The 22,590-nt window shown below is 50.6% G+C and carries 22 protein-coding genes; 10 read left to right on the forward strand and 12 right to left on the reverse strand.

Features of this window, described 5'->3' with window-relative positions; genetic code table 11:
• The first annotated feature begins 83 nt into the window (after positions 1-83).
• Both Q320_RS20405 and Q320_RS0117125 read left to right on the forward strand, forming a co-directional pair.
• Positions 84-1,337 carry a putative bifunctional diguanylate cyclase/phosphodiesterase gene (locus Q320_RS20405; protein WP_027470014.1) on the forward strand — a complete coding sequence of 418 codons (1,254 nt, stop codon included), beginning with the start codon at positions 84-86 and terminating at the stop codon, positions 1,335-1,337.
• Positions 1,337-2,656 carry a deoxyguanosinetriphosphate triphosphohydrolase gene (locus Q320_RS0117125; protein WP_035854195.1) on the forward strand — a complete coding sequence of 440 codons (1,320 nt, stop codon included), beginning with the start codon at positions 1,337-1,339 and terminating at the stop codon, positions 2,654-2,656. The genes Q320_RS20405 and Q320_RS0117125 overlap by 1 nt, the downstream gene beginning before the upstream one ends.
• A gap of 81 nt (positions 2,657-2,737) precedes the next feature.
• On the opposite strand, the gene waaC is transcribed toward Q320_RS0117125, so the two are convergent.
• The gene (waaC, locus tag Q320_RS0117130; RefSeq protein WP_027470016.1) at positions 2,738-3,682 is read right to left on the reverse strand and encodes a lipopolysaccharide heptosyltransferase I; all 945 of its coding nucleotides are present in this window, start codon (positions 3,680-3,682) and stop codon (positions 2,738-2,740) included.
• A 90-nt stretch (positions 3,683-3,772) separates the two neighbouring features.
• On the opposite strand from waaC, the gene Q320_RS0117135 reads away from it, so the two are divergent.
• Entirely contained in the window at positions 3,773-4,063 is a 291-nt protein-coding gene (locus tag Q320_RS0117135; protein WP_027470017.1) for a hypothetical protein, read from the forward strand.
• A 107-nt stretch (positions 4,064-4,170) separates the two neighbouring features.
• Here Q320_RS0117135 and Q320_RS20410 read toward each other — a convergent pair whose 3' ends face one another.
• The 6 genes from Q320_RS20410 to glyQ form a co-directional block, all read right to left on the reverse strand.
• Positions 4,171-4,863 carry a M48 family metallopeptidase gene (locus Q320_RS20410; RefSeq protein WP_035854197.1) on the reverse strand — a complete coding sequence of 231 codons (693 nt, stop codon included), beginning with the start codon at positions 4,861-4,863 and terminating at the stop codon, positions 4,171-4,173.
• Positions 4,864-4,953: 90 nt separating this feature from the next.
• On the reverse strand, positions 4,954-5,685 hold the full coding sequence (locus Q320_RS0117145) for a lysophospholipid acyltransferase family protein (protein WP_035854200.1): 732 nt from the start codon (positions 5,683-5,685) through the stop codon (positions 4,954-4,956).
• 61 nt (positions 5,686-5,746) lie between these two features.
• Entirely contained in the window at positions 5,747-6,295 is a 549-nt protein-coding gene (gmhB, locus tag Q320_RS0117150) for a D-glycero-beta-D-manno-heptose 1,7-bisphosphate 7-phosphatase (protein WP_027470019.1), read from the reverse strand.
• A gap of 96 nt (positions 6,296-6,391) precedes the next feature.
• A complete protein-coding gene (gene glyS / locus Q320_RS0117155) occupies positions 6,392-8,461 on the reverse strand; it encodes a glycine--tRNA ligase subunit beta (RefSeq protein WP_027470020.1) in 2,070 nt (689 codons plus the stop codon).
• A 217-nt stretch (positions 8,462-8,678) separates the two neighbouring features.
• Positions 8,679-9,170 carry a hypothetical protein gene (locus tag Q320_RS0117160; RefSeq protein ID WP_027470021.1) on the reverse strand — a complete coding sequence of 164 codons (492 nt, stop codon included), beginning with the start codon at positions 9,168-9,170 and terminating at the stop codon, positions 8,679-8,681.
• A gap of 14 nt (positions 9,171-9,184) precedes the next feature.
• The gene (glyQ, locus tag Q320_RS0117165) at positions 9,185-10,078 is read right to left on the reverse strand and encodes a glycine--tRNA ligase subunit alpha (protein WP_027470022.1); all 894 of its coding nucleotides are present in this window, start codon (positions 10,076-10,078) and stop codon (positions 9,185-9,187) included.
• 376 nt (positions 10,079-10,454) lie between these two features.
• Between glyQ and Q320_RS20415 the strand changes: the two genes are divergently transcribed.
• The 6 genes from Q320_RS20415 to yaaA all read left to right on the forward strand — a co-directional run bounded on the left by Q320_RS20415 (position 10,455) and on the right by yaaA (position 17,595).
• Positions 10,455-12,347: a lytic transglycosylase domain-containing protein gene (locus Q320_RS20415; protein ID WP_051534855.1), complete on the forward strand. Its 1,893-nt coding sequence runs from the start codon at positions 10,455-10,457 to the stop codon at positions 12,345-12,347.
• Positions 12,348-12,409: 62 nt separating this feature from the next.
• Positions 12,410-12,667 (forward strand): RNA-binding protein, encoded by a 258-nt coding sequence (locus Q320_RS0117175; protein ID WP_027470023.1) that lies wholly within the window; start codon positions 12,410-12,412, stop codon positions 12,665-12,667.
• A 6-nt stretch (positions 12,668-12,673) separates the two neighbouring features.
• Complete coding sequence (locus tag Q320_RS0117180) at positions 12,674-13,669, forward strand: 2-hydroxyacid dehydrogenase (protein WP_027470024.1); 996 nt, start codon at positions 12,674-12,676, stop codon at positions 13,667-13,669.
• Positions 13,662-15,965 carry a PAS domain-containing sensor histidine kinase gene (locus Q320_RS0117185; protein ID WP_027470025.1) on the forward strand — a complete coding sequence of 768 codons (2,304 nt, stop codon included), beginning with the start codon at positions 13,662-13,664 and terminating at the stop codon, positions 15,963-15,965. Before Q320_RS0117180 ends, Q320_RS0117185 begins: the two co-directional genes overlap by 8 nt.
• A 170-nt stretch (positions 15,966-16,135) precedes the next feature.
• On the forward strand, positions 16,136-16,765 hold the full coding sequence (locus tag Q320_RS0117190) for a response regulator transcription factor (protein ID WP_027470026.1): 630 nt from the start codon (positions 16,136-16,138) through the stop codon (positions 16,763-16,765).
• A 62-nt stretch (positions 16,766-16,827) separates the two neighbouring features.
• A complete protein-coding gene (gene yaaA / locus Q320_RS0117195; protein ID WP_027470027.1) occupies positions 16,828-17,595 on the forward strand; it encodes a peroxide stress protein YaaA in 768 nt (255 codons plus the stop codon).
• A 78-nt stretch (positions 17,596-17,673) separates the two neighbouring features.
• On the opposite strand, the gene Q320_RS0117200 is transcribed toward yaaA, so the two are convergent.
• The 3 genes from Q320_RS0117200 to Q320_RS20420 form a co-directional block, all read right to left on the reverse strand.
• Positions 17,674-17,874 (reverse strand): hypothetical protein, encoded by a 201-nt coding sequence (locus Q320_RS0117200; RefSeq protein ID WP_156939103.1) that lies wholly within the window; start codon positions 17,872-17,874, stop codon positions 17,674-17,676.
• A gap of 242 nt (positions 17,875-18,116) precedes the next feature.
• On the reverse strand, positions 18,117-19,193 hold the full coding sequence (locus Q320_RS0117205) for an acyltransferase family protein (protein ID WP_027470029.1): 1,077 nt from the start codon (positions 19,191-19,193) through the stop codon (positions 18,117-18,119).
• A 102-nt stretch (positions 19,194-19,295) separates the two neighbouring features.
• Positions 19,296-20,501, reverse strand: a complete 1,206-nt coding sequence (locus tag Q320_RS20420; RefSeq protein ID WP_156939104.1) for an MFS transporter — start codon at positions 20,499-20,501, stop codon at positions 19,296-19,298.
• Positions 20,502-20,732: 231 nt separating this feature from the next.
• On the opposite strand from Q320_RS20420, the gene Q320_RS0117215 reads away from it, so the two are divergent.
• Positions 20,733-21,035 (forward strand): hypothetical protein, encoded by a 303-nt coding sequence (locus Q320_RS0117215; protein ID WP_027470030.1) that lies wholly within the window; start codon positions 20,733-20,735, stop codon positions 21,033-21,035.
• Between the two features lie 98 nt (positions 21,036-21,133).
• Here the strand turns inward: Q320_RS0117215 and Q320_RS0117220 are convergent, their stop codons facing one another.
• Together Q320_RS0117220 and Q320_RS0117225 are read right to left on the reverse strand one after the other, a co-directional pair.
• On the reverse strand, positions 21,134-22,033 hold the full coding sequence (locus Q320_RS0117220; protein WP_027470031.1) for a metal ABC transporter solute-binding protein, Zn/Mn family: 900 nt from the start codon (positions 22,031-22,033) through the stop codon (positions 21,134-21,136).
• Between the two features lie 44 nt (positions 22,034-22,077).
• Entirely contained in the window at positions 22,078-22,581 is a 504-nt protein-coding gene (locus Q320_RS0117225) for a DUF2938 domain-containing protein (protein WP_027470032.1), read from the reverse strand.
• Positions 22,582-22,590: the final 9 nt, after the last annotated feature.

The raw sequence follows: 22,590 nt of genomic DNA on the forward strand, positions 1-22,590 counted from the left end.
TGCTTGCCGTAATAAATATAGTATCTGCGGGCGCTACGCCTCGCTGGAAAATTTTTGCACGAGTACTTATTTGGGAGTAAACCATGCCGAGATTCAGCCAAGCTAGCGACCTCGCCGAAATTGAAACTCAGCAAGCGCGACTTTTCGATATTGCACTTGCCGCCACGCAGCAGGAACGGCATTGCGGCCTTTTACACCTTGAATTACGCCACCGTCCACACATGCCACAGCGGACATCGGCGCTCAAATTAATGGCGCAAACGTTGCAGCCGATGCTGCGCGAACGCGATCAACTGTTTCAGATTGATAATCAAACCTTGGGTTTACTACTGCCTAATATTGCGGGGATCAGCCACGCCATATTGGCCGCGAATCGCGCTCAGGTTTTGCTAGGCGATACGCCTGATGCGCCAGTGCGTTTGCACCCGCACATTGGCATTGCGATTTATCCCGAGCATGGTGAAAACATGCCCGATTTACTCAATGCTGCCAGTATTGCAGCAAGGGAATTCGGTCAGGAAAATATTGGCATCTACGACAGCGAAAGAGACTGGCTAGGCACACAAATGGCGCGCTTAGAAACGCCGCTGCGCGAAGCATTGGCACAAAACCGCTTCCACCTCGCCTTCCAGCCCAAAGTGAGTTGCAGCACGCAAAAGGTCACTGGTGCTGAGATTTTATTGCGCTGGGATGATGAACTGCTGGGCAGCGTGCCACCCGATCAAATCGTCAGCGTGGCTGAACACCTTGGCCTGATGGATACGCTCACACGCTGGGTGATTCAATCTGGGCTGCGGCAATTTGCCCAGCTAAGAGATGCAGGATTTAGCGGCAATATGAGCTTAAACCTGTGCCCTAGTAATCTATCCGACACCAGCTTAGCGGAGTATATCGCCAACGCCCTTGATTTATGGCGTATACCAGCCAATACCCTAATACTAGAGATCACCGAATCGGCGCTCATTGAAGACCTCGAGGCCGCGCTAAAACAACTTTACCAGCTTAAAGCAATGGGCTGCCTGTTGGCGCTCGACGACTTTGGCACCGGTTATTCGTCCTTGTCTTACCTTAAACGCCTGCCCATTGATGAACTCAAAATCGACCGGAGTTTTATCAAAACCATTGAAGATTCCAGCAAAGACGCCGCCATTGTGCAAAGTATTATTGAGCTAGCGCACCGGCTCGACCTCAGTGTGACCGCCGAAGGCGTGGAAGACATTGCCGGCGTTGAATTTCTGCAACAACATCATTGCGACACCATTCAAGGCTTTTTTTACAGCCGCCCTCTGACGTTTGACGCGTTTAAAACGTTCTACCAACAATCGGAATCCGCTTAATGAATTGGCAAGACCTCCTATCAGCCAACCGTCTCGGCGTCGCCGATCGCCTACTGCCCGATATCGAAGCCGGTCGCAGCAACTACCATAAAGATCACGACCGCATTGTGTTTTGCTCGCCGTTTCGCCGCATGGGGCGCAAAACACAAGTTCACCCGATGACCGAGAACGATCACGTCCACACGCGCCTTACGCACAGCATCGAAGTCGCCTGCGTAGGTCGCAGCTTGGGCGTCTTAATTGGCGAGCAACTCAAAGGCCGCCTACCCAGCCACGTCAGCGCCTACGATTTAGGCGGCATTGTGCAAGCGGCGTGCCTCGCACACGACATTGGCAATCCGCCCTTTGGCCACGCTGGTGAATATGCAATTCGCGATTGGTTTCGCCGCCCCGAACAAGCCTATTTAATGCAAACGCTCACTGCGGCCGAACGACGCGACTTAATGACCTATGAAGGTAACGCGCAAGGTTTTCGCATCATTACGCAACTCGAAAATCATCGCTTCGAAGGCGGCCTACGCCTCACCTATGCCACGCTAGGCACAACACTGAAGTACCCGTGGAGCAGCGAATACGCAGGTAGCAAAGGGAAATTTAGTTGCTACGAATCTGAGCTCAACATCCTCGAAACCGTCGCCAATGAGCTGGGGCTGCCACTCATCGGCGAAAACAAATGGGCGCGGCATCCGCTGTCCTACTTGATGGAAGCTTCGGATGATATTTGCTACGCGATTTTGGATTTAGAAGACGGCATTGAAATCGGCACGCTGCCGTTTGAAACGGTCGAGCCGCTATTACTGAAAATTTGTGGCGGCGAAACCAGCCTCTTGCAACTCGAAGTCGCCGCAGCGCCATCAACGCGGCGCAAAATTTCACTACTACGCGGTAAAGCGATTGATCGCTGCATCCGCGATGTCGCCGAAACTTTTATGACGCATTACGAGCGCATTATGGAAGGCACGTATCAAGGCGATTTGCTCAACGATTGCCCATCCGGCATGCGGCTCGGCCTGCAAGAAGCCAAGCAACTCGCGCGCGATAAGATTTTTAACGAACGCCGAAAAATCGAAATTGAAGTTGGCTCGTTCACTTGCTTAGAGATTTTGTTGAATGCGTTTTGTAAAGCGGCCTATGAGCAACACGTTAGTGCTGAAATGCCATTCAGAATGCGCCGTGTGCTGGATTTAATGGACTACAACGCGCCGAAAAAAGAATGGCCGCTGTATGATACCTACCGCCGCGTACTCGATTTCATCGGTGGCATGACCGACAATTATGCGACGTATCTTGCGCAACAGGTTGGTGGTATGGGGCGCTAAGAATCTAGCGGGTACATCACTGGCTTACATAGGGGTATCTTGCTATAGAGCCTATCAAATAAAATCTACACACAAATACCCCTACAATCCCATCGCGGCAAGTACTTGTACTGGCTCAGGAATCACGCCATTGCCACCCAAGGAATGGGCGTTTTGCTTCCAATACGGATGGTAAGTTGTCGAATCGGTAACGGTATACAGCGCCACGGTAGCCCGCTCAAGGCTTTCCGCCAAATGCGTCATACCGGTATCCACCCCGATACTCCATTCGGCACCTGAAATCAGGCTGGCAACCTGGGCAATCGTCAATTTGGGAGCTACCACCGCTTGCTTTAATTGTGCCGCCAAATGCTCAGCAAAAGCTTGTTCAGCGGCATTCCCCCAAGGCAAGATGGCCGCCAAACCGTGTTGCTCCAAAGCCTGCAGCAAGCTCAACCAATGCGCCATCGGCCAGTATTTCCCCTCGCCAGAAGTCGCAAAAAACGCCATCACATAGCGCCCTTTCTGCAAATTCAAGGCGGGCAGTGACACCTGCAAATTAAATTCTGGCGTGCCGCTAGGACGATAATTAAGCGCCTGAGCCGCGTATTCTCGATACCACTCAATAGCGGGCAGCTTTGGATCGGGCGACACTTGGCTTGTGTAGGCGAAGCGCGCCTCCAACTCACCCAAACGATAAGTCGGCGGGCCAATAATCCGATCCGCCCGCGCTATTTTGCTCAGTAAGGCGCTTTTAATCATGCCATGGCAATCGAGGACGAGATCATATTTTGCAAGTCGCAGCGTTTTGATCGCATTTAAAACACCGCGCAACAAAGTACGACGAGATTGTTTTTTAAACCCGCGCAATGGAATTGCAATCACGCGATCAATCGCTGGATGCAGCGCAGGCAATTCGGCAAAACTGCTATCAACCAACCAGTCAATTTGCAACTTTGGATATTGGCGGCGAATATCACTAATCATAGGCAATACAAATAAAATGTCCCCTAACGATGTGAGCTTGCTAATCAAAATTCTCTTCATGAAGCGACCTAGTAAATTGACCTATCGCTCGACGCCAGCGTGGCTTTCACAGACAATCGGGCTCCAGCACACAGAAATAAACGACGAACCATGAAATATACCACTCTCCTCTATTGCGGCGGCGCACTACTTTTAAACGGCTGTGCCGTTGTCACCACCGCAGCAGTCGTTGGCTCGGCCGCGGTGAGTGTCACCACAACCGCCGTCGGGTTGACTTACGATGCGACCAAAGCGATGGCGACAGGAACTTATGCGGTAGGTGAAATGGCGGTGGATGCGATGTCGAGCCCGACGGCTTCACCAAGCCCAGCAGCGCCAAGCAGCAGCACCGCGCCCGATCATCAGCAGCATGAAGTTGAAATCCATCGCGTCAGCGAATAAAAAGTAATCGTGCAAAAATTTTATAACACGGCGGGCAAGCCGCAGGCAGTACACACGTACGACAAGGCGAGCCAACGATGCTAGAAGACTTTTGCTTATCTACTTATTCATTCCCACGCCAACAAAGTATGGCCGTGCTGTTTCAGCCAAGCACGCTCGGTTTTCCAGTCTGGGCAGGCGCGCTCAACAATCGCCCAGAATCGCGCGGAATGGTTCATTTCGAGCAAATGCGCCAACTCATGAATCACCACATAGTCAATCACACTGGCAGGCGCTTGCATCAGCCGCCAACTGAGTCGAATGTCGCCGTTTGACGTGCAACTGCCCCAACGCGTTTTGGCCGATGACAAAATCAACTGCCGTGGCTGCAAAGCCATGCGTTCAGCCCACAGCGCGAGCCGCTCAGCAAAATAGGGTTTGGCTGAACGTTGGTAAAAACGAATCAGCGCAGGGGCGATTTTTTGCTCGTTGGCAGCGCAAAGGTAAAGCGTGTCTTCGGTGAGTTTGACTCGTAACGCCGCTTGCAACAGACGCGGCTCGCCCAGCCACAAGGCGCTTGCGCCCCATTGCAGAATGGGCGATTCAATTGGTGTAGGACGGGTTTCACGTTCAAGGAGTTTGGCGCGTATCCACGCCAATTTGAGTTGAATCACGCGCTCAGCTTCAGCCAGCGGCGCGCGTTGCGGCAAAATAATCGTCAGCCCTGCAGCATCGATTTTTAAACCAATGCTACGCCGACGCGGGCTGCGCTGAAGCGTATAGGGTATATCGCCAGAAGCGAATTTAAACAATGCCTGCATAGATATACTGCCGTAGTGTATTAGAGCTAAGGAATTGCAGCGCTATTTACTTTGACGTATAGAACGGTGCAATCGCGCAGCTCTGGCACCCTAAGCCTTCTTATAGCACGGCCCGCGGCCAGTGATTTCTTCCATTTGCCCTTCGATCCAGCCTTCTACTTCTTGCATTAAAGCGAGGGAGTTTTTATCTTCGGGGCGAATCGGTGCGCCGATGCGAACGGTGATTTCACCGGGCCATTTTAAGAAGGAATTTTTCGGCCAAAACTCGCCCGAATTCATCGCCACCGGCACAATCGGCACATTCAAATCTTTGGCCAAACGCGCGCCGCCTTGCTTGTACTGGCCGCGTTCGCCCGGTTTAATCCGTGTGCCTTCGGGGAAAATGACAATCCACAAACCTTTAGCAAGCCGGTCTTTACCCTGCTCCATCAATTGCCGCTGCGCCTGTGCACGTTGGCCGCGATCAATCGCAATCGGTGATGTGGTCGCTAGCGCCCAGCCAAAAAACGGCATTTTAAGCAACTCGCGTTTCATGACCCACACTTGCGGTGGGAAAATCAATTGCAGCGCCATCGTTTCCCACGCTGATTGATGTTTGCACATAATCATCATGGGCTCAGCGGGGATATTTTCCGCGCCTTCAACTTTAAATTTCAGGCCGCAGGTAATGTGCAGCCATTTCAATAAAATCACCGACCACAGCCGGATAATTCGATTTCGCGTAATGGGTGGCAAAGGCAAGATCGCAATCGCGATTAAAGTGAACAACGGCGTAATCAAAACCACGAGCAGCCAATACAAAATCGAGCGAAACCAAATCATTTGAGAACCTGTGAGGCGTTAGAAATAAGGCATGAAGGGGAAAAGATTCATCCCTCACACGTCACTCTTCACGTATTCCATACAATAAATAATCCGCAACAGCGGCCAAATCATCAAATACGGGAGTCCCAGCGGGAAGATCAGCACTCAATTCCGCTTTCGCGCCATTGCCCGTGCGCACCAGCAAAGCGCGACCACCGGCAGAATTCACCGCAGCTAAATCGCGCAATGAATCGCCGACCATATAGCAATCTTTGGGCTCAACACGAAAGCGCTTAGCAATATCCAGCACCAAACCCGGTGCGGGTTTACGGCAAGCACAGCCCATATCGGGTGCATGCGGGCAAAAAAATACCGCATCAATATGCCCGCCCACGTGGTGAATCGCTTTGTGCATTTTGGCGTGAATGCGGTTCAGCATCGCCACATCAATAATGCCCCGGCCAATGCAGCTTTGATTGGTCGCGACGACTAAAGTCCAGCCCGCGCGAGTCAGCTCACCAATTGCGTTCAAACTCCCCGCAATCGGCAGCCATTCTTCGGGCGATTTAATGAAATCAGGACGATCTTCATTGATAACGCCATCACGATCTAAAATCAGCAGTTTCATTGCATCGTCCATGTAGGGTGGGCTTTAGCCCACCGCGTCAGTCTAAAAATAGGCGACACTGGTGGGCTAAAGCCCACCCTACGCCCGAAGCTCAAACTAATCCGCGAGCAGCGACAATTCCGCGACGCGGTTCATCAAATCGGCCAAGCTGGCGAGCAACGCCAAACGATTACCACGCACTGCCAAATCGTCGGCCATTACCATAACGCCATCAAAGAACGCATCGACTGGTGCTTTGAGTGCCGCGAGTTGTTTCAAGGCGGATGTAAAGTCATTGCTCGCCAATGCGCTTTCGACCGCAGGCTGTAAAGCGAGTAATTGTGCATACAACGCTTGTTCTGCGCCATCGCCAACCAACGCCGGATTGAGCGCAGGCAATGCACCTTCGACTTTCTTCAGAATATTGCGAATCCGCTTATTCGCTGCCGCCAGTGCTGCGCTTTCTGGCAAGGCTTTAAATTCAGCGACCGCCGCCAAACGCACCGTAATATCGTCCAAACGCGTTGGCTGCATCGCCAATACCGCATCGATGTCAGCCGCTGGATGATCAGCAGCGAGCAAGTTTTTCAGGCGTTCGAGCATAAAGCCATACAAGCCATCGACCGTGCCATCTTTAATCAGGCCAGCGGGGAAGCTGTTCGCTGCGGCATTGAGTAAGCCTTTCAGATCCAGTGGCTGCACCAACAGTACGCGTAATACACCCAGCGCCGCACGGCGCAGTGCAAATGGATCTTTATCGCCCGTTGGGATCAAACCAATGCCGTAAATTCCTACCAGCGTTTCGAGTTTGTCAGCCAAAGAGACCGCTTGCGCAATTGCGCCTTCTGGCAGGGTATCGCCTGCAAACTTAGGCTTGTAATGGGCTGCAATCGCATACGCCACATCAGCGCCTTCGTTATCGTGCTCAGCGTAATACTGACCCATAATCCCTTGCAACTCAGGGAATTCACCGACCATATCGCTGAGCAAATCGGCTTTTGCCAAGTAAGCAGCGCGCTGCGCTTTTGCTACATCTGCGCCCAACAAACCCGCAATCTGGCCTGCAATGCTTTGCAGACGCTCAACGCGAGCGAGCTGATTACCGATTTTATTGTGGTAAACCACATCAGCCAAACGCGGTACACGCGCTTCCAATTTTTGTTTTTTATCTTGCTCGAAGAAGAATTTCGCATCCGACAGACGCGCACGCAATACGCGCTCGTTGCCGTTGATGATGTGGCTAGGGTCCGCAGCTTGCAGATTCGACACCAGCAAGAATTGATTCATTAACTTGCCGTTGGCATCGAGCAGCGGGAAGTATTTTTGATTTTGTTGCATCGTCAAAATCAAGCACTCTTGCGGCACATTCAAGAATTCGGCTTCGAATGTCGCTTGCAAAATCACCGGCCATTCAACCAAGGCGGTCACTTCGTCAAACAAGGCATCGTCCGCAGCAATCGTCGCGTTAATTGTGGCGGCGGCTTCTTTCAATTTTTCGCCAATCAAGGCGCGGCGCGCTGCAAAGCTGGCAATCACGCGGCCTTCATCGTGCAGCACTCGCGCGAACTCAGACGCGTTATTCAGCACCAGCTCACCGCTCGATAGGAAACGATGGCCTTGCGTGGTGCGGCCCGCAGTCAAATGCAACACTTGCCCAGCAATCACATCATCGCCGTGCAGCATCACCAAGCCATGCACAGGGCGAATAAATTGCCCTTCACGCTCGCCCCAACGCATCATTTTTGGCGCAGGCAGTTTTTTCAGAGCAGCGGCAACGACAGTGCTCAATACCGCGCTCATCGCTTCACCCGCCTTACTTGAACGGAACACAAACACATCTTGTTTGCCATCGTTCACCGTCTCTAAGCTAGCGACAGCTTCAGGCGCAAGGCCACAAGAGCGGGCAAAACCGAGCAAGGCTGGCGTTGGATTACCATCTTTAAAACCCGAAGCGACCGCTGGGCCGCGTTTTTCAATATTTTGCTCAGGCTGCACCGCAGCGACATTGGGAATACTCACCGCCAAACGGCGTGGGCTGGCAAAGGGTACAAACTCAGTGCCTTCAGGCACAAAACCGAGCTTCACCAATTCCGCAAAAATCGATTCAGCAAACACCGCGCCTAATTTAGGCAATGCTTTCGGTGGCAACTCTTCGGTAAACAATTCAATCAATAGTGTTGGATTCATGCTTTTTCTCTTTAAGTGCAAAGAAGCTGCTCAATTGTCTTGGCGAAATGGCGCAATTCGTAGCTTGGGTTAGCAGCTTCATCGCGTAACCCAACGTTTTCTCCCGCCGAAGCATGTTGAGTTACACAAGTTTGTCAGCCCAAAACGGCCAACAAACCAGCTAACCCAAGCTACGCCAGCGATCTGTATTCAGACAAGCTTATTTCGAACCGCATCCTTATTTATCTTTATTAGCGGCGTCTTTCTCTGCCATGATTTGGCAAACTTGCCGCATAAAATCAGCGCCATAACTGTCTTTGGCAGCGTCGGTAAATTCCCATTGAAAACCTGGCACATCGTAACGCGCGATTTCATTATCTTCGCTATCGCTTAAGGACACCGCCACCCCAGCCATTCGGGCGGAATCACAATGAATGGCCGAGCGCACGTATTTCAAGCGGTATTTGCCTTTGGAATCGGCATCGATTTGGTCTTCTTTAAAGCGCTGCACCATCCACACAAAGGTGTAATTCGACTCGGCGTATTCCGCTTCATGCTTGACCGAATTGGCATCCACCCAAGTTTCAAACTCGGGCATCGTGCCGTAATGCCGCCAATCGGTATTTTTAAACGGAATCGGCGCAGGGCCTTTCATGCCATCGTCCATTTTTTTGCCGCAGCCGCTCAGAAAAAGCGTTGCCAGCACCAAAAAACCGATTCGATTCAGCATGAAAACCCTAGCTCCTATGCGGGCAGTTGGCACATTGGGAAACCCAATGCTTCACGACTATCGTAATACGCCTGAGCGACCAAACGCGCCAATGTGCGGACGCGGCCAATGTAGGCGGCACGCTCAGTGACTGAAATCGCACCGCGTGCATCGAGCAAATTGAACATGTGTGAGCATTTCATCACCATCTCAAATCCTGGCAGCGCCAGACCCGCTTCAATCAAGCGTTTGGCTTCGGATTCGAAGTTATTAAATTGCTCAAACAAAAACGATACGTTCGATTGCTCGAAGTTGTAAATCGATTGCTCGACTTCGTTTTGGTGATAAATATCGCCATAAGTGACTTTTTGGCCATTTGGATATTCAGTCCAAACGATGTCGTAAATGCTATCTACCCCCTGGAGGTACATCGCTAGACGCTCGACACCATAAGTGATCTCACCCAATACCGGCTTGCAATCGATACCACCGACTTGCTGGAAGTACGTGAATTGCGTCACTTCCATACCATTGAGCCAGACTTCCCAGCCCAAACCCCAAGCGCCCAAGGTTGGGCTTTCCCAGTCGTCTTCCACAAAGCGAACATCATGCACCGACGTATCAATCCCCAGCTCTTGCAGTGACCCTAAGTACAACTCTTGGATATTATCGGGCGACGGTTTGAGCACGACTTGGTATTGATAATAATGCTGGCAACGATTTGGATTTTCACCGTAGCGGCCATCTTTGGGGCGGCGGCAAGGTTGCACGTAGGCGGCATTCCAAGGCTCTGGGCCTAAAGAGCGCAAAAACGTGCCCGTATGAAAAGTACCCGCACCTACTTCGATGTCGTACGGCTGCAACAAGGCACAGCCATGTCCAGCCCAGTAGGTTTGGAGCTTAAGAAGAATTTCCTGAAAAGTCAGCATAGGTTTTTTGGCACACGGCACAGTTCTTGAACCCGATAATTCTACCTGTTTTTGCTGGCATCGTGGCGCGGCCTTCAATTGAGTCGTCCGATTCGCCACCAATCCACCATAAAAACGTGAAAATGTACGCAACTTACGTTTTTAATCAGAAATATGTTTTTTACAACACCGCAAAGGCAGAGGTTCTTGTTATGCTTGTGCTTCTATTGGTGTGAATTCACCGCCACTTATAAATCGGCAATCAAAAGTTTTGGCCTAATGCCACCCAGTCTTGCGTTGTAGTTTCCCGCGTCGTACTGCGATGTACTGCCTGCGGCTTTTACGCCTTGCCATAAAACTTTTGCACAAATACTTATCACGGTTTAGGTTAAATCTAATGCGCTCGCTTTTGTCTCTTGTTTTCCTCAGTAGTAATTTGCTGCTTTCTGCCAGCGCTTTTGCCAGTATCGATTTAGACCTGCTGCGCGAAGCAGTTCGCGCGCGCGATTTGCCGCGTATCGCGCAAATGAGCGATGCTAGCGTGGGCGAGCCGCTGGAAATGTATCCGCGCTATTACTGGCTTAATTTGCAACTCAAACAAATCAGCGAAGAAGACGCCAACTGGTTTCTTAACCGCTATCCCAATACGCCACTAGCCAATCGATTTCGCGAAGATTGGCTCAAAGAGCTAGCAAGTCGCCAAAACTGGACCTCGTTCGAGCGCGAATTCAGTAAACTCGATTCGCCCTCTGTTGAATTGCAATGCTTTAAAACCCAAGCCGCACTCGCGCGCAACGACAGCAGTACGCTCAGTGGCAATAAATCACTGTGGTTTACTGGCAAGCCAGCGCCTTCGTCATGTAACCCAGTATTTGATGCGCTGTTTGAGAATGGCAGCCTCACAACGGACGACGCATGGTGGCGAATTCGCCAAGCACTCGCTGCCAATCGCGCTGATTTTGCGCGTCAACTGAGTTCACGCGTTGGCGCTCCGGCTGAGTTTTCAGCTAAAAATTTCGCGGCAATCAATAGCGCGCCCGAAAAACAACTCGCTAGACTCGGCAGCGGCCGCGCCAATCGTGAATTGCAACTTTATGCTTTGGAACTGATCGGCCGGAAAAATCCCGAACAAGCAGCGCGCCTGATTGAAGAAATGGCCGAGCAGTTTTCCGCCGCCGATCAACGCTTTGCTTGGCAACAGCTGGGCTTGACCGCTGCACGTCGCCATCATCCAAGCGCTTCGCTGTGGCTCAATAATGCCGATATGAGTAATCTGGAAGAGGAAGATCAAGCTTGGTTCCTGCGCTCTGCCTTGCGCGCGAACGACTGGACTGCCGTAGAGCAACGCATTAACGCGCTACCGAAAGACAGCCAAGAAAAACGCACTTACCGCTACTGGCTGGCTCGCGCTTATGAAACGCAAAACAAACCGGCTGAGGCCAAAGCGATTTATCTCGCACTCAGCGATGGTTTTGATTATTACGGCCTACTCGCACAAGAAAAAATCGGTACGATTTTGCAAGAATCACGCGCGCCCTACACGCTCAATAGCGAAGATCTCAAGCAAATCGCCGCCTTACCCGGTGTTAACCGTGCCTTGCGCCTAAATCAGCAAAATTGGCGTGTAGAAGCCAATCGGGAATGGAATTTTGCGATGCAAGGTTTAAGTGATACGCAGCTTTTGGCGGCATCCGAATTGGCACGAAAAAACAAAATGTATGACCGAAGTATTTACAGTGCAGAGCGCACGAAAACCACGCATGACTTCACGCTGCGCTATCCATTGCCGTATCAAACCGAAACGGAAGCCGCAGCTCGCGCGCAAGATTTGGATCCTGCATGGGTGTATGGACTGATTCGCCAAGAAAGCCGCTTTATCAGCGATATTCGCTCTAGCGCCAATGCCGCAGGGCTGATGCAATTAATGCCCGATACCGCCAAGTGGGTGGCAGGGAAAATGAAAATCTCTGATTTCAAACCGCAAGATATTACCGATGTGGAAACCAATGTCCAAATGGGCACGTTTTACCTTGCGTACTGGGCCAATAGCTTTAATGGCAACGCAATCCTGACGACCGCAGGCTATAACGCAGGACCAGGTAATGCGAGAAAATGGCGTGCAGATCGCGAACTGGATCCAACGATTTATATCGAAACGATTCCATTTAGCGAAACGCGTGACTACGTCAAAAAAGTGCTAACCAATGCCAGTCATTACGCACATTACTTTAAAAATAGCCCGACGCAATTGAATCAGCGCTTGCAAAATGTACCACCAGCACCGCAATAACATCTGAAATTAACCGTGCAATTCCATTACATAGAACGGCCTTTTTAACTAGGAGTTTTGTCATGCAAATCATCATTGGTAATTTCCCTCCTGCGACTCAAATTGCAGATGTCACTGAATTACTCGTCAATCAAATCGGCGCGCCACAACCGACTGAGATCACGCTGAACGAAGGACTCGGTATCAATACCATCGCGCTGATTCAATATCCCGCTGATGCACCACAAGCATTGGGCGACGCCTTAGTGAAAAAACTCGATGGTCATCATTACAAAGGCTTTGATTTAAAAGCGACAGTTACGCACAGCTTTAAAGAGTAATTAATCATGCGGATCGCTGTTTTTGATAGCAAACAATATGACCGAGCCGCGCTGAACGCTGCTAATACAGAGCCGCAGCACGACTTGGTATTTTTTGACGATAGACTCAATGCTAAAACGGTGCCATTGGCCGAAGGATTTGACGTTGTATGTCCGTTTGTAAACGATAAACTCGATGCGCCAACGATTGCGAAACTCGCCAAGCTGGGGGTCAAACTGATCGCCTTACGTTGCTCTGGATTTAATAGCGTTGATCTAGTCGCCGCAGCGAAGCACGGCATTCCGGTGACGCGCGTTCCCGCTTACTCGCCAGAAGCCGTTGCCGAGCATGCCTTTGCTTTACTGCTCACCCTCGTTCGCAAAACGCACCGCGCATTCAATCGGGTACGCGATGGCAACTTTACGCTCGATGGACTGGAGGGATTTAACCTTCACGGCCGCACCTTCGGCATTGTCGGCGCGGGAAAAATAGGTCTAGCTACCGCGCGAATTGCACGTGGATTTGGCTGTAAAGTTTTGGCTTATGATCCATACCCACCGCAAACTTGCGATATAGGCTGTGAGTTTGTGCCGCTCGATACGCTATTTGCTCAATCAGACATCATCTCACTGCATTCGCCGTTATTTCCAACCACGCAGCACATGATTAATGCCACAACGCTTGCCAAAATGAAGCGTGGCGTGGTGCTACTCAATACCAGTCGTGGCGGCTTAATTAACACATTAGCGCTCATTAAATCGCTGAAATCAGGCCACGTCGGCGGTGTGGGCTTGGATGTCTATGAATACGAAGAAGGCGTTTTCTTTGAAGATCTATCGGCCAGCATGCTCAAAGACGATATTCTGGCACGGCTCACCACGTTTCCTAATGTTGTGATTACCTCACATCAAGGCTTTTTAACCACAGAAGCACTCGATAATATCGCAGCCTCTGTGCTGGAAAGTATCACCGACTTTATCCAACAACAGCCACTCAAAAACGAGGTAAAAGCGAGTGGCTAAATCGCTGTACCGTCACGAAGAACAAGCATTATCGCGCTGGCTGCTCACGATTACGCCTTTTGCAGCCGCGCTATTTGCACTGGCTTTCGCGCTGTTTCTGATTCAGACGGCACACAAAGAAGATCAAGCCATTACCAGTACGCTAGAGCAAGATTTGCTGTGGCAAAAACAAGCACTCAAAAATCGGCTGGATAATCTAAATACCCAGCTCAGTGGGCTGGCCGAAGTGATTGCAACGGAGGGCTTTAACTCGGCCGAATTTACTGGCCGCTCGCTCTCACTCTTGCAAGACTCACCCGAAGTGATGTCGCTGGAATACGTCGATGAAACGGGGCAAGAGCGCTGGCGTTATCCGCAATACCGCCCCGATTTTTTGCCCGAACAAAAACATCGCAACTTGGTTGCCGCCCGCAGTGCTGTACTTGCCAGCAATGAATCACATTTCAGCACCTTGGTGCTAGGCAAACAAAGTGTCCCACTACTGGCGCAAGTCGTTCCCGTTCGTCTGCCCTATAACGGTCGCCATACCTTACTGGCGATGATTAATCTGAACACGCTGTTGCAGCAGCAAGTGCCATGGTGGATTGCGCAGCGCTATCAAGTCACGCTCAATCAAAACGGCCAACAAATCGCCAGTAAATTTGATCGCAACCTCGATGCCACTCAGCTTTCTCGTGGTATTGGTTTTGATTTGCCCCCCAATCAATTTGAGCTGCGCGCCACGGTTTATCAGCAAAAACAAAGTTGGCAACAACATTTGCTAACTCTCACGGTGGCCGCACTATCGATCCTGATGCTGGGCTCGACGTGGGCACTGCGCCGCCACATCAAAGAGCGGCAAAAAGTCGAAGGCCAGTTGCGCCAAGAAACCGCGATGCGCGAAGCGATGGAAAACTCGCTCGTCACTGGCATACGCGCGATGGATAAAGACGGCCATCTGATTTACATCAACCGCGCCTTCTGTGAAATGGTCGGCTATAGCGCAGAAACGCTGATTGGCAAAAGCCAAATCATGCCCTACTGGCCACCCGAAGATCTGGACCGCTGTATGGCAGTGTATCGGGCGATTTTATCGGGACGCGCCGAGCCTTCGGGCTACCAAATGCGCTTTATGCGCGCCAATGGCGAGCGCTTTGATGTGCGGCTTTACGCCGCCAAATTGATCGACGGCGAAGGCCAACACACCGGCTGGATTAGCTCGATTTACGACATTACCGAGCTACAACGCGAACGCGATGCACTGCAAGCGTCGCACGAACGCTTCGTCACGGTATTGAATGGCCTCGATGCCGCCGTGTCAGTGAGCGATTCGGCCAGTTGTGAAATGCTACTGACCAATCGACAATTTGATCGCGCGTTTAATATTCCCGATTGGCATGGCCGATATTGCGCGCTGCCCTATGTGGCAAGGCGCAAGGGCGCACCAATTGATACCGAATGGTTTGATAGCTATCGCGGCCATTGGTATCAAGTCAAAAGTCGTAGCAGCGTTTGGGTCGATGGCTCGGAAGTCTGGCTGGAAATCGCCACCGACATTACCGCACTGAAAAACGCACAAGAGCGCGAGCGCCAGCAAAACGAGCAACTGCAGCAAACCACGCGTTTGATTAGCATGGGTGAAATGGCCTCCAGCCTCGCACATGAGCTGAATCAACCGTTGGCGGCGATTGCCAGCTATGCAACGGGTTGCCGCAATGTACTGTCGCAAGCTGAACCGAATATCAGCCAGCTCGATCAAGCCATCGAAAAAATGGCCGCGCAAGCCAAACGGGCGGGCAAGATTATTTCGGGGATTCGTGAATTCGTGCAACGCCGCGCACCACACCGAAAACCCTGTGAAATTGCCGATTTGGTCGATACCGTGCGCACACTGCTCGCCGCTGAAGTCGCCAAACAACAAGTCAAACTGACGATTAGTGACGTTAGCACGCTGCCGGTGATTTACGCCGATGCAGTAATGCTGGAACAGGTGATGTTTAACCTAATGAAAAATGCCATCGAAGCCATGCATAATACGCCGCAGGCCGAACGCGCTTTAGATTTGCTGATTACGCCGAGCGACGATATTTTGTCGGTGGTCATCGCGGATCGTGGCCCGGGAATTCCACCCGAGCAAATGGAACAATTGTTTAAACCGTTTTATACGACTAAAAATACCGGTATGGGCATGGGTTTGAATATTTGCCGCTCAATCATCGAACACCACCAAGGCCGCCTATGGGTTGAAGCCAATCCGGGCGGCGGCAGCCGATTCATTTTCACGCTACCCTTACCGCAAGAATCATACGAACCTTGAAACAAGAGGGTCACGGAATAAGGACAAAAGGATCACGAACAACACGAAATAACAGCAAAAGACACGAACAAATCATTATATTTTTTTCGTGTTTTTTTGAATTTTGTTCGTGCCTTTCGTGATCCAATGTTTTTCAACATTTTGAATACTCGCACCGGAGCATCCAGCTTATGAGCCTTAAGCCACCTAATACTCGCAAAATCGCCATTGTGGACGACGACGATGCGATCCGCGATGCGCTCTCTTGGTTATTCTCGACGCGCAATCATCAAGTCAGCACTTTTGCCAGCGCTGAAGATCTGCTCGCTACCTACCGCCCCGAAGACTACGGCAGTCTCGTGCTCGACGTGCGGATGCCCGGCATGGGCGGCTTGGAATTATTCAATAAGTTGCAGGATTATTCCTACTGCCCACCAGTGATTTTCCTCACTGGCCATGGCGATGTGCCGATGGCAGTGGCGGCGCTGAAACAAGGCGCGGCAGACTTTATCGAAAAACCATTTTCGGATAATGACATCGTCGATCTGGTCGAAAGCTGCTTGTCGCAAGATCAACTCAGCCGCGAAGAATGGCAAACCCGCACCGCCGTCGATCAACGCCTCGCCTGCCTGACGCCGCGTGAACGTGAAGTGATGAAATTGATTTTGACCGGTCGTTTGAATAAACAAATTGCTGATGATTTGTCGATCTCAATGAAAACCGTCGAAGTCCACCGCGCGCGGATTTTAGAGAAAATGCAAGTCAAAACCGCCATGGAACTCGCCGCCCGCCTACGCGACGCAGGTGTTGAACCACAATAAGGTATATCGATGCAGCCATTTAAAATAAATGGCTGCAATCAAATACCCATAAGGATTTTGTAGTGCTGATGCTGATTTCCCCAGCCAAAACGCTGGATTACACCACCCCCATTCCTGCCGAATTACCGCATTCCCAGCCTGATTTTCTCGCGCAATCGCAGCAACTCATCGATGTATTGCGGCAAAAGACACCCGCCGATATCGCGCAATTGATGAAGTTATCCGATGAATTATCGGTACTCAATGTTGGCCGTTACCACGCTTGGCAGCCTGACTTTACGCTGGAAAATGCCAAACCGGCGGTGCTGGCATTTATGGGTGATGTGTATACCGGCCTTGGCGCGAGTAGCCTCAATGCCGCGCAACACGCGTATTTAAGCCAGCATTTGCGGATTTTATCCGGGCTGTACGGCATATTGCGTCCGCACGATTTGATGCAGCCGTATCGCTTGGAAATGGGCACGCGCTTGGCGCATCCGGATGGCCATCATTTGTATGATTTCTGGAACGATACCGTTACCAACGCCGTCAATTCGCTGAACAAAGACACCGTCGTTAATCTGGCTAGCGAAGAATATTTCAAAGTGATTCGTCCTAAAATCCTCAGCGCCAATATCATCACGCCGGTGTTTGAAGATTTCAAAGGGGGCCGTTACAAAATCATCAGCTTCTACGCCAAACGCGCCCGTGGTCTGATGGTGCGCTACGCCGCGCTCAATGGCATTACGGCAGCGAATGATTTAAAGCATTTCGATCTCGACGGCTACCAACTTGCGAGCGATGAATCCACAGCATCACGCTGGGTATTTCGGCGGATGTTGGCGGAATAAAAAATGCCCTCTAAAGGGCATTTTCTAAATGACTCAATGTTCTGCATGATTTGGTACTGTAACTACGCACCATTTACTCTAGGCAACTTGATATTCAGTATTAGCAACCCAGCTGCATTGCGCACAATCAAAAATGCACTCATTACAGAATGGATTGTCTTGCTGAATAACAGTTTGCAGCAAAGATAACTCGGCATAGCTACGTTTTAACTCGGTAGAATCAGTAATATGTTGTAAACGATATTCGATGCGTTTTTTTCGATAAGCTGGGTAACTCAATATGATCTCCAATTGAATTTCATAAGTCCTTAAGCAAAAGTTTTCTTGCATCGTTGTCTCGCCTTGCCATCAAACTTTTACACGAGTAGTTAATCGCGTTCGCGCTATCAAATGCGCAATGCGATACTGAATGTACAATTGAGCAATACAAAACACACGTTACAAAGTCACACACCACCCCGCTTTTCCGATAAATCACATGCTTTAGATTACCCAACGGTCATTACGCCGCCGTTGGCGATTTATGCACTCAGCAACTTCTTGCCCCAGCGCACGCCGCGCAATTCGATTTGCTGATAGCTAAATCGCGAAATCAACAGCACCAGCGCCAAAATCGCTAAGCCAGCGGCGTTATCCGCCAGCGCACTGCCAAAACTAATAAAATTCAGCCCGTCTTTTGGCTGCAAAGCTTGTGGCGCAAAGGCGGTGAGCCCCGCTTGAATCAGATGCAGCAGCGCGTAATGCGTCAGGTAAATCGAGAATGACCATTTGCCCATGCTCACGCACCACGGATGGCGCAGCAGCTTGGAAATACCGCCTTGCTCAAACGCGAATAGCACAATGACCAACGCAAAAGCCCAAGCCGCCCAAAAGCTTTTCATTGGGTATTGCGCTGTAATCACGATATATAAAGCGCCTAGCAGCAATACCTCGATGAGCGTTGCCCATTTAAAGCTAATCCGCTGTTGATGAATTGCATCAAAACCGCGATACGCCAGCGCGCCTAAGAAAAAACAGGTAATCCCGCGAAAACCGCCGCTTTGCGAAAAGTTGAACGCGAGCAAAGCGCACAGCGTACACGCCGCGACCACCAGCGCAAATGCCACTTGCCGCCAGCGCAGCGTTGCCCAGAGTATTGCCCCAAACAGTACGTAGAGATAGAACTCCACGCTAATACTCCATGCGGGGCCATTAAAACCAAACGGATCAGCCGATGGCAACCATGCTTGCAGTAAGAGGATTTGATACAGCCATTGCTGCCACTGCGAAGCTGTAAATCCGCCCCAAAACATCGCCCCGCTAAACAGCAGCAACATCACTAAATGCAGCGGATAAATCCGAAAAAAGCGGCTGATCATATAGCGGCGAAATCCATCGCCATCAATAGGCTCTTCGCCGTAACGATAAGCCAGCACAAAGCCACTGAGCGTAAAAAAGAACTCCACCATCAATCCGGCCGAGCGAAAGAAATCCCATTCGCTAAAGCCTTGCAGCAGGTGCAAATGAAACACGACGACACTGAGCGCGCACAGACCACGAAAACTATCGAGCACGATAAAACGGTGTTTATGCCGTGGGCTGGGATGGGATGAATTCATGGAGATGACTTAAAATATAAAAGACGCACAAGGCGTCTTTGGTTTCGACGAGCGGGCAATCTTACAGTAAGGCGACGCAATACACGTCAACGCCTATCGATTTCAGACTGAAATCAGTTCGCGCCGCTGGCTACGCCAAAAATACAGCGTCGCCAACAAGGGAATAATCAGCAGCCACGGCGCGAAGGTATTGAGCTTCGTCCAGCCCCAAGATTGCAACAGCGGCGCGGCAAATAACGATGCGCCTGCGGCAAAAAAGCTGGTGGTAAATTCGCTGCATGCCTGCGTTTTACTGCGCTCATTGGGCTGATAACTCAGCGTCAGCAAGGTTGATCCAGCGACAAACAGAAAATTCCAACCAATGCCCAGCAGCAACAGCGCAGTATAAAAAATCATCAAGGCAGTCGATTGCTGCGCCAGCAGGCTGGCAACGAGCAGCAGCGCCATGCCCGTGAAGGCCAGCGTAATCGCCCCAAAGCGTTGCACCAGCTTGCCAGCGATCAGCGCCGGCGCAAACATACCCAGCATATGCCACTGAATCACGCCCGCGCTGTCGCCAATGCTAAAGCCGCAACCCTGCATCGCCAACGGCGTCGCCGTCATCAGCCCAGCCATGATGGTGTAAGCGACGACATTATTACTCAGCGCGGCGATAAAAATTGGATTGCGGATAATTTGCGCTAAAGGGCGTGCGACTTCGGAATTCTCACTCGCCGCCAATACCATAGGTATTGGCTTGTAGGCAAAATAGATTAATGCTGCGGTGGCAATACCCATCAAACTGGCTAATAAATACGCGCCACCAAACAAGATGGTCGGCAACCACGCTTGCGAGGTTTTCGCTAGCCACGGCCCGAGTAACGCAGCCAATACGCCACCAGTTAACACCAGCGAAATCGCACGGCCTTTGTTCGCGCCCTGTACGCTATCGGCGGCGACCAGCCGATAATATTGCGCAAATGCCTGAAAACCACCGCTCAATAGCGCCGCGACACAAAGCAGCGCAAAACTTTGCTGTTGCATCGCCCAAAAAGCCACGCCACCACCCATCGCACCCAAAGCCGCACCGGTTAAAAACCCTTTGCGGCGGCCAACGCGTTGCAACCAATGCGCAGCGGCCAGCGCTGAAAATGCGGCGCTTAAAATAATCAAAGAAAACGGCAAGGTAGCGAGCGCTTTATTGCTCGCCAACTGCAAACCCGCCAAACCCGTCAAGGTGAGCTGAATTGAAATCGCAATCGTATACAGCGCTTGGCACAGCGCCAACACGCGGATTGATTTGGGAAGGGGAATCAGGGGCGAAGTCATCGGCTAGTTCATCACAGTCGCTGTATATTACTTCGTTTTCAAGAAAACACGCCCCAAGTAACGAATGAACCAGCGACTAACTGGTTTACTGCTTGGTTACAATACAGTAAATAAAAAAACTGATGATTCCTTCGAGAAAAGTTGATTTTTACTCTATTGTTATTCACCTAAATTCACATAGCTGATGGTCAACTAGAAGCTAAATCTAACAACGAAATAAGAGGCGCCAAAATGAATGAACATAGTATAGAAATAGGCGGCATCAAATTGAGTTATCTAGACATAAAAAAATACTGGGTAGATTCTGAGTCATCCAAAGAAAAGGCGATCAGAAATTACTACCAAGAAAACAACTATATTGGGGGCTGGTTTTCTTTACTGATTGCTGGCCTATTCAGCCAATATCTCAAATGGAAAAAGAAGCCATCACCAACAAAAAAATATCTACACATCAGAACCAAACAAAATACGGCTTATTGCTTTTCAGAGGATGAAATCAACATCAATGACGTTCTGCTTAAACTGAAAAAATAGCACGGTAAGTTGGGCTAGATAGGTTGCTGCTGAGGCACGAAGCCCAACATTTTCCGCGATTGTTAGGCTGCGCAAGCTTAGCCCAAGCTACAGTACTTTTATTTCAACGCAGCCAAAATCGCCTGTGTATTGTGCGTAAACATGCCGATCCACGTATTGGCAGGTGCTTTTTTATCTAGCGCATCAGAATAAATCGGTGGGCCAACTTTAGCGCCGGTTTCGCGGGCGATTTGGTCGATTAGTTTTGGATTGCTGATGTTTTCAGCAAACACCGCTTTGATTTTGCTTTTGCGAATTTCACGAATCAACGCCGCCATTTCTTTGGCGCTAGGCTCGGCTTCGGTCGAAATGCCTTGCAGCGGCAAAAATTGAATCGTATAACGTGCCCCTAAATAACCCAAAGCATCGTGCGATGTGACCACCTTGCGGCTCGCTGCCGGAATAGCCGAAAACGCCGCCGCAGTGCTTTGATCGAGCTGGCTCACTTTGGCGCTAAACGCCGCCGCATTTTTACGATATTGCTCCGCACCTGCCGGATCAGCCGCTTGCAGCGCGGCGCTAATTTGCGCCACCATCAGCAGCACTGCGCGCGGATCGTGCCAAGCGTGCGGATCGGTTTTACCATGATCGTGACCATCGTGATCATGATGACCGTCTTCTTTTAAAGTCAGCGGCTTTACGCCTTGGGTCACGGTAATGACTTTGCCTTTGTACGCAGCGGCTTGCTCAACGCGCTTGAGCCAACCTTCAAAGCCCAAACCATTGACGAAAAACAGCGGCGCACCCGAGAGTTTTTTCAAATCAGCCGGTTTAGCCTGCCAAACATGCGCGTCCTCACCCGCACTCACCAAGGTATTCACCTGGACGCGATCCCCACCGACTTCTTGGACTAAGTTGCCCAGAATACTAAAACTGGCGACGACTTTAAGCGGCGCAGCTGCGGCGATCGAGCTGAATAATAAACAAATGACGGCGAGAATTTGGCGAACGAGGTGCATAGGATCTTCTTGTAAGCGAAATGAATAATAAAAAGCGCGTCGGCTTAAAATGCGATTAATTTAGCCGCGAGCAAGGCAGTACAGAACATCCCGAAGCCAAAAATCGTATGCGTGAGCAGGCTACGAATGCGAGCTTGCAATGGATTAGGCGTTTTTGCTGCTGCAATACCGAGTCCCATGCAGGGTTGCATAACAAAAAATGGAAATATCACCGTAGCAGCACCGAAAATCAATGCAGGGATCAAACTTGGATTACGCGCCCAATCGAAACCTTCAATAGCAAGAAAGCTAGCAGCAAACACAATCCCAATTAAATAATGTGCAATCCAACCGATGATGTTTTCACCTTTCACGGGTGACGCTTTAACGATAGATTCATGGCTCAACTTTCCATTACGAAAATGACCCAACCAACGTCCAACCAAACCCCAATTGAGCGCTGGGATCGCAAAAACACGCTGCAAAAATTGCGCCCATAAGTCAATGACTAGCGTAGCGCCAATCCCAATCAAAATAGCGTAGACAATAAACTCCAATTCAATTGACATACCTACTCC

This window comes from Deefgea rivuli DSM 18356 (assembly GCF_000620145.1).
Lineage (GTDB): Bacteria > Pseudomonadota > Gammaproteobacteria > Burkholderiales > Chitinibacteraceae > Deefgea > Deefgea rivuli.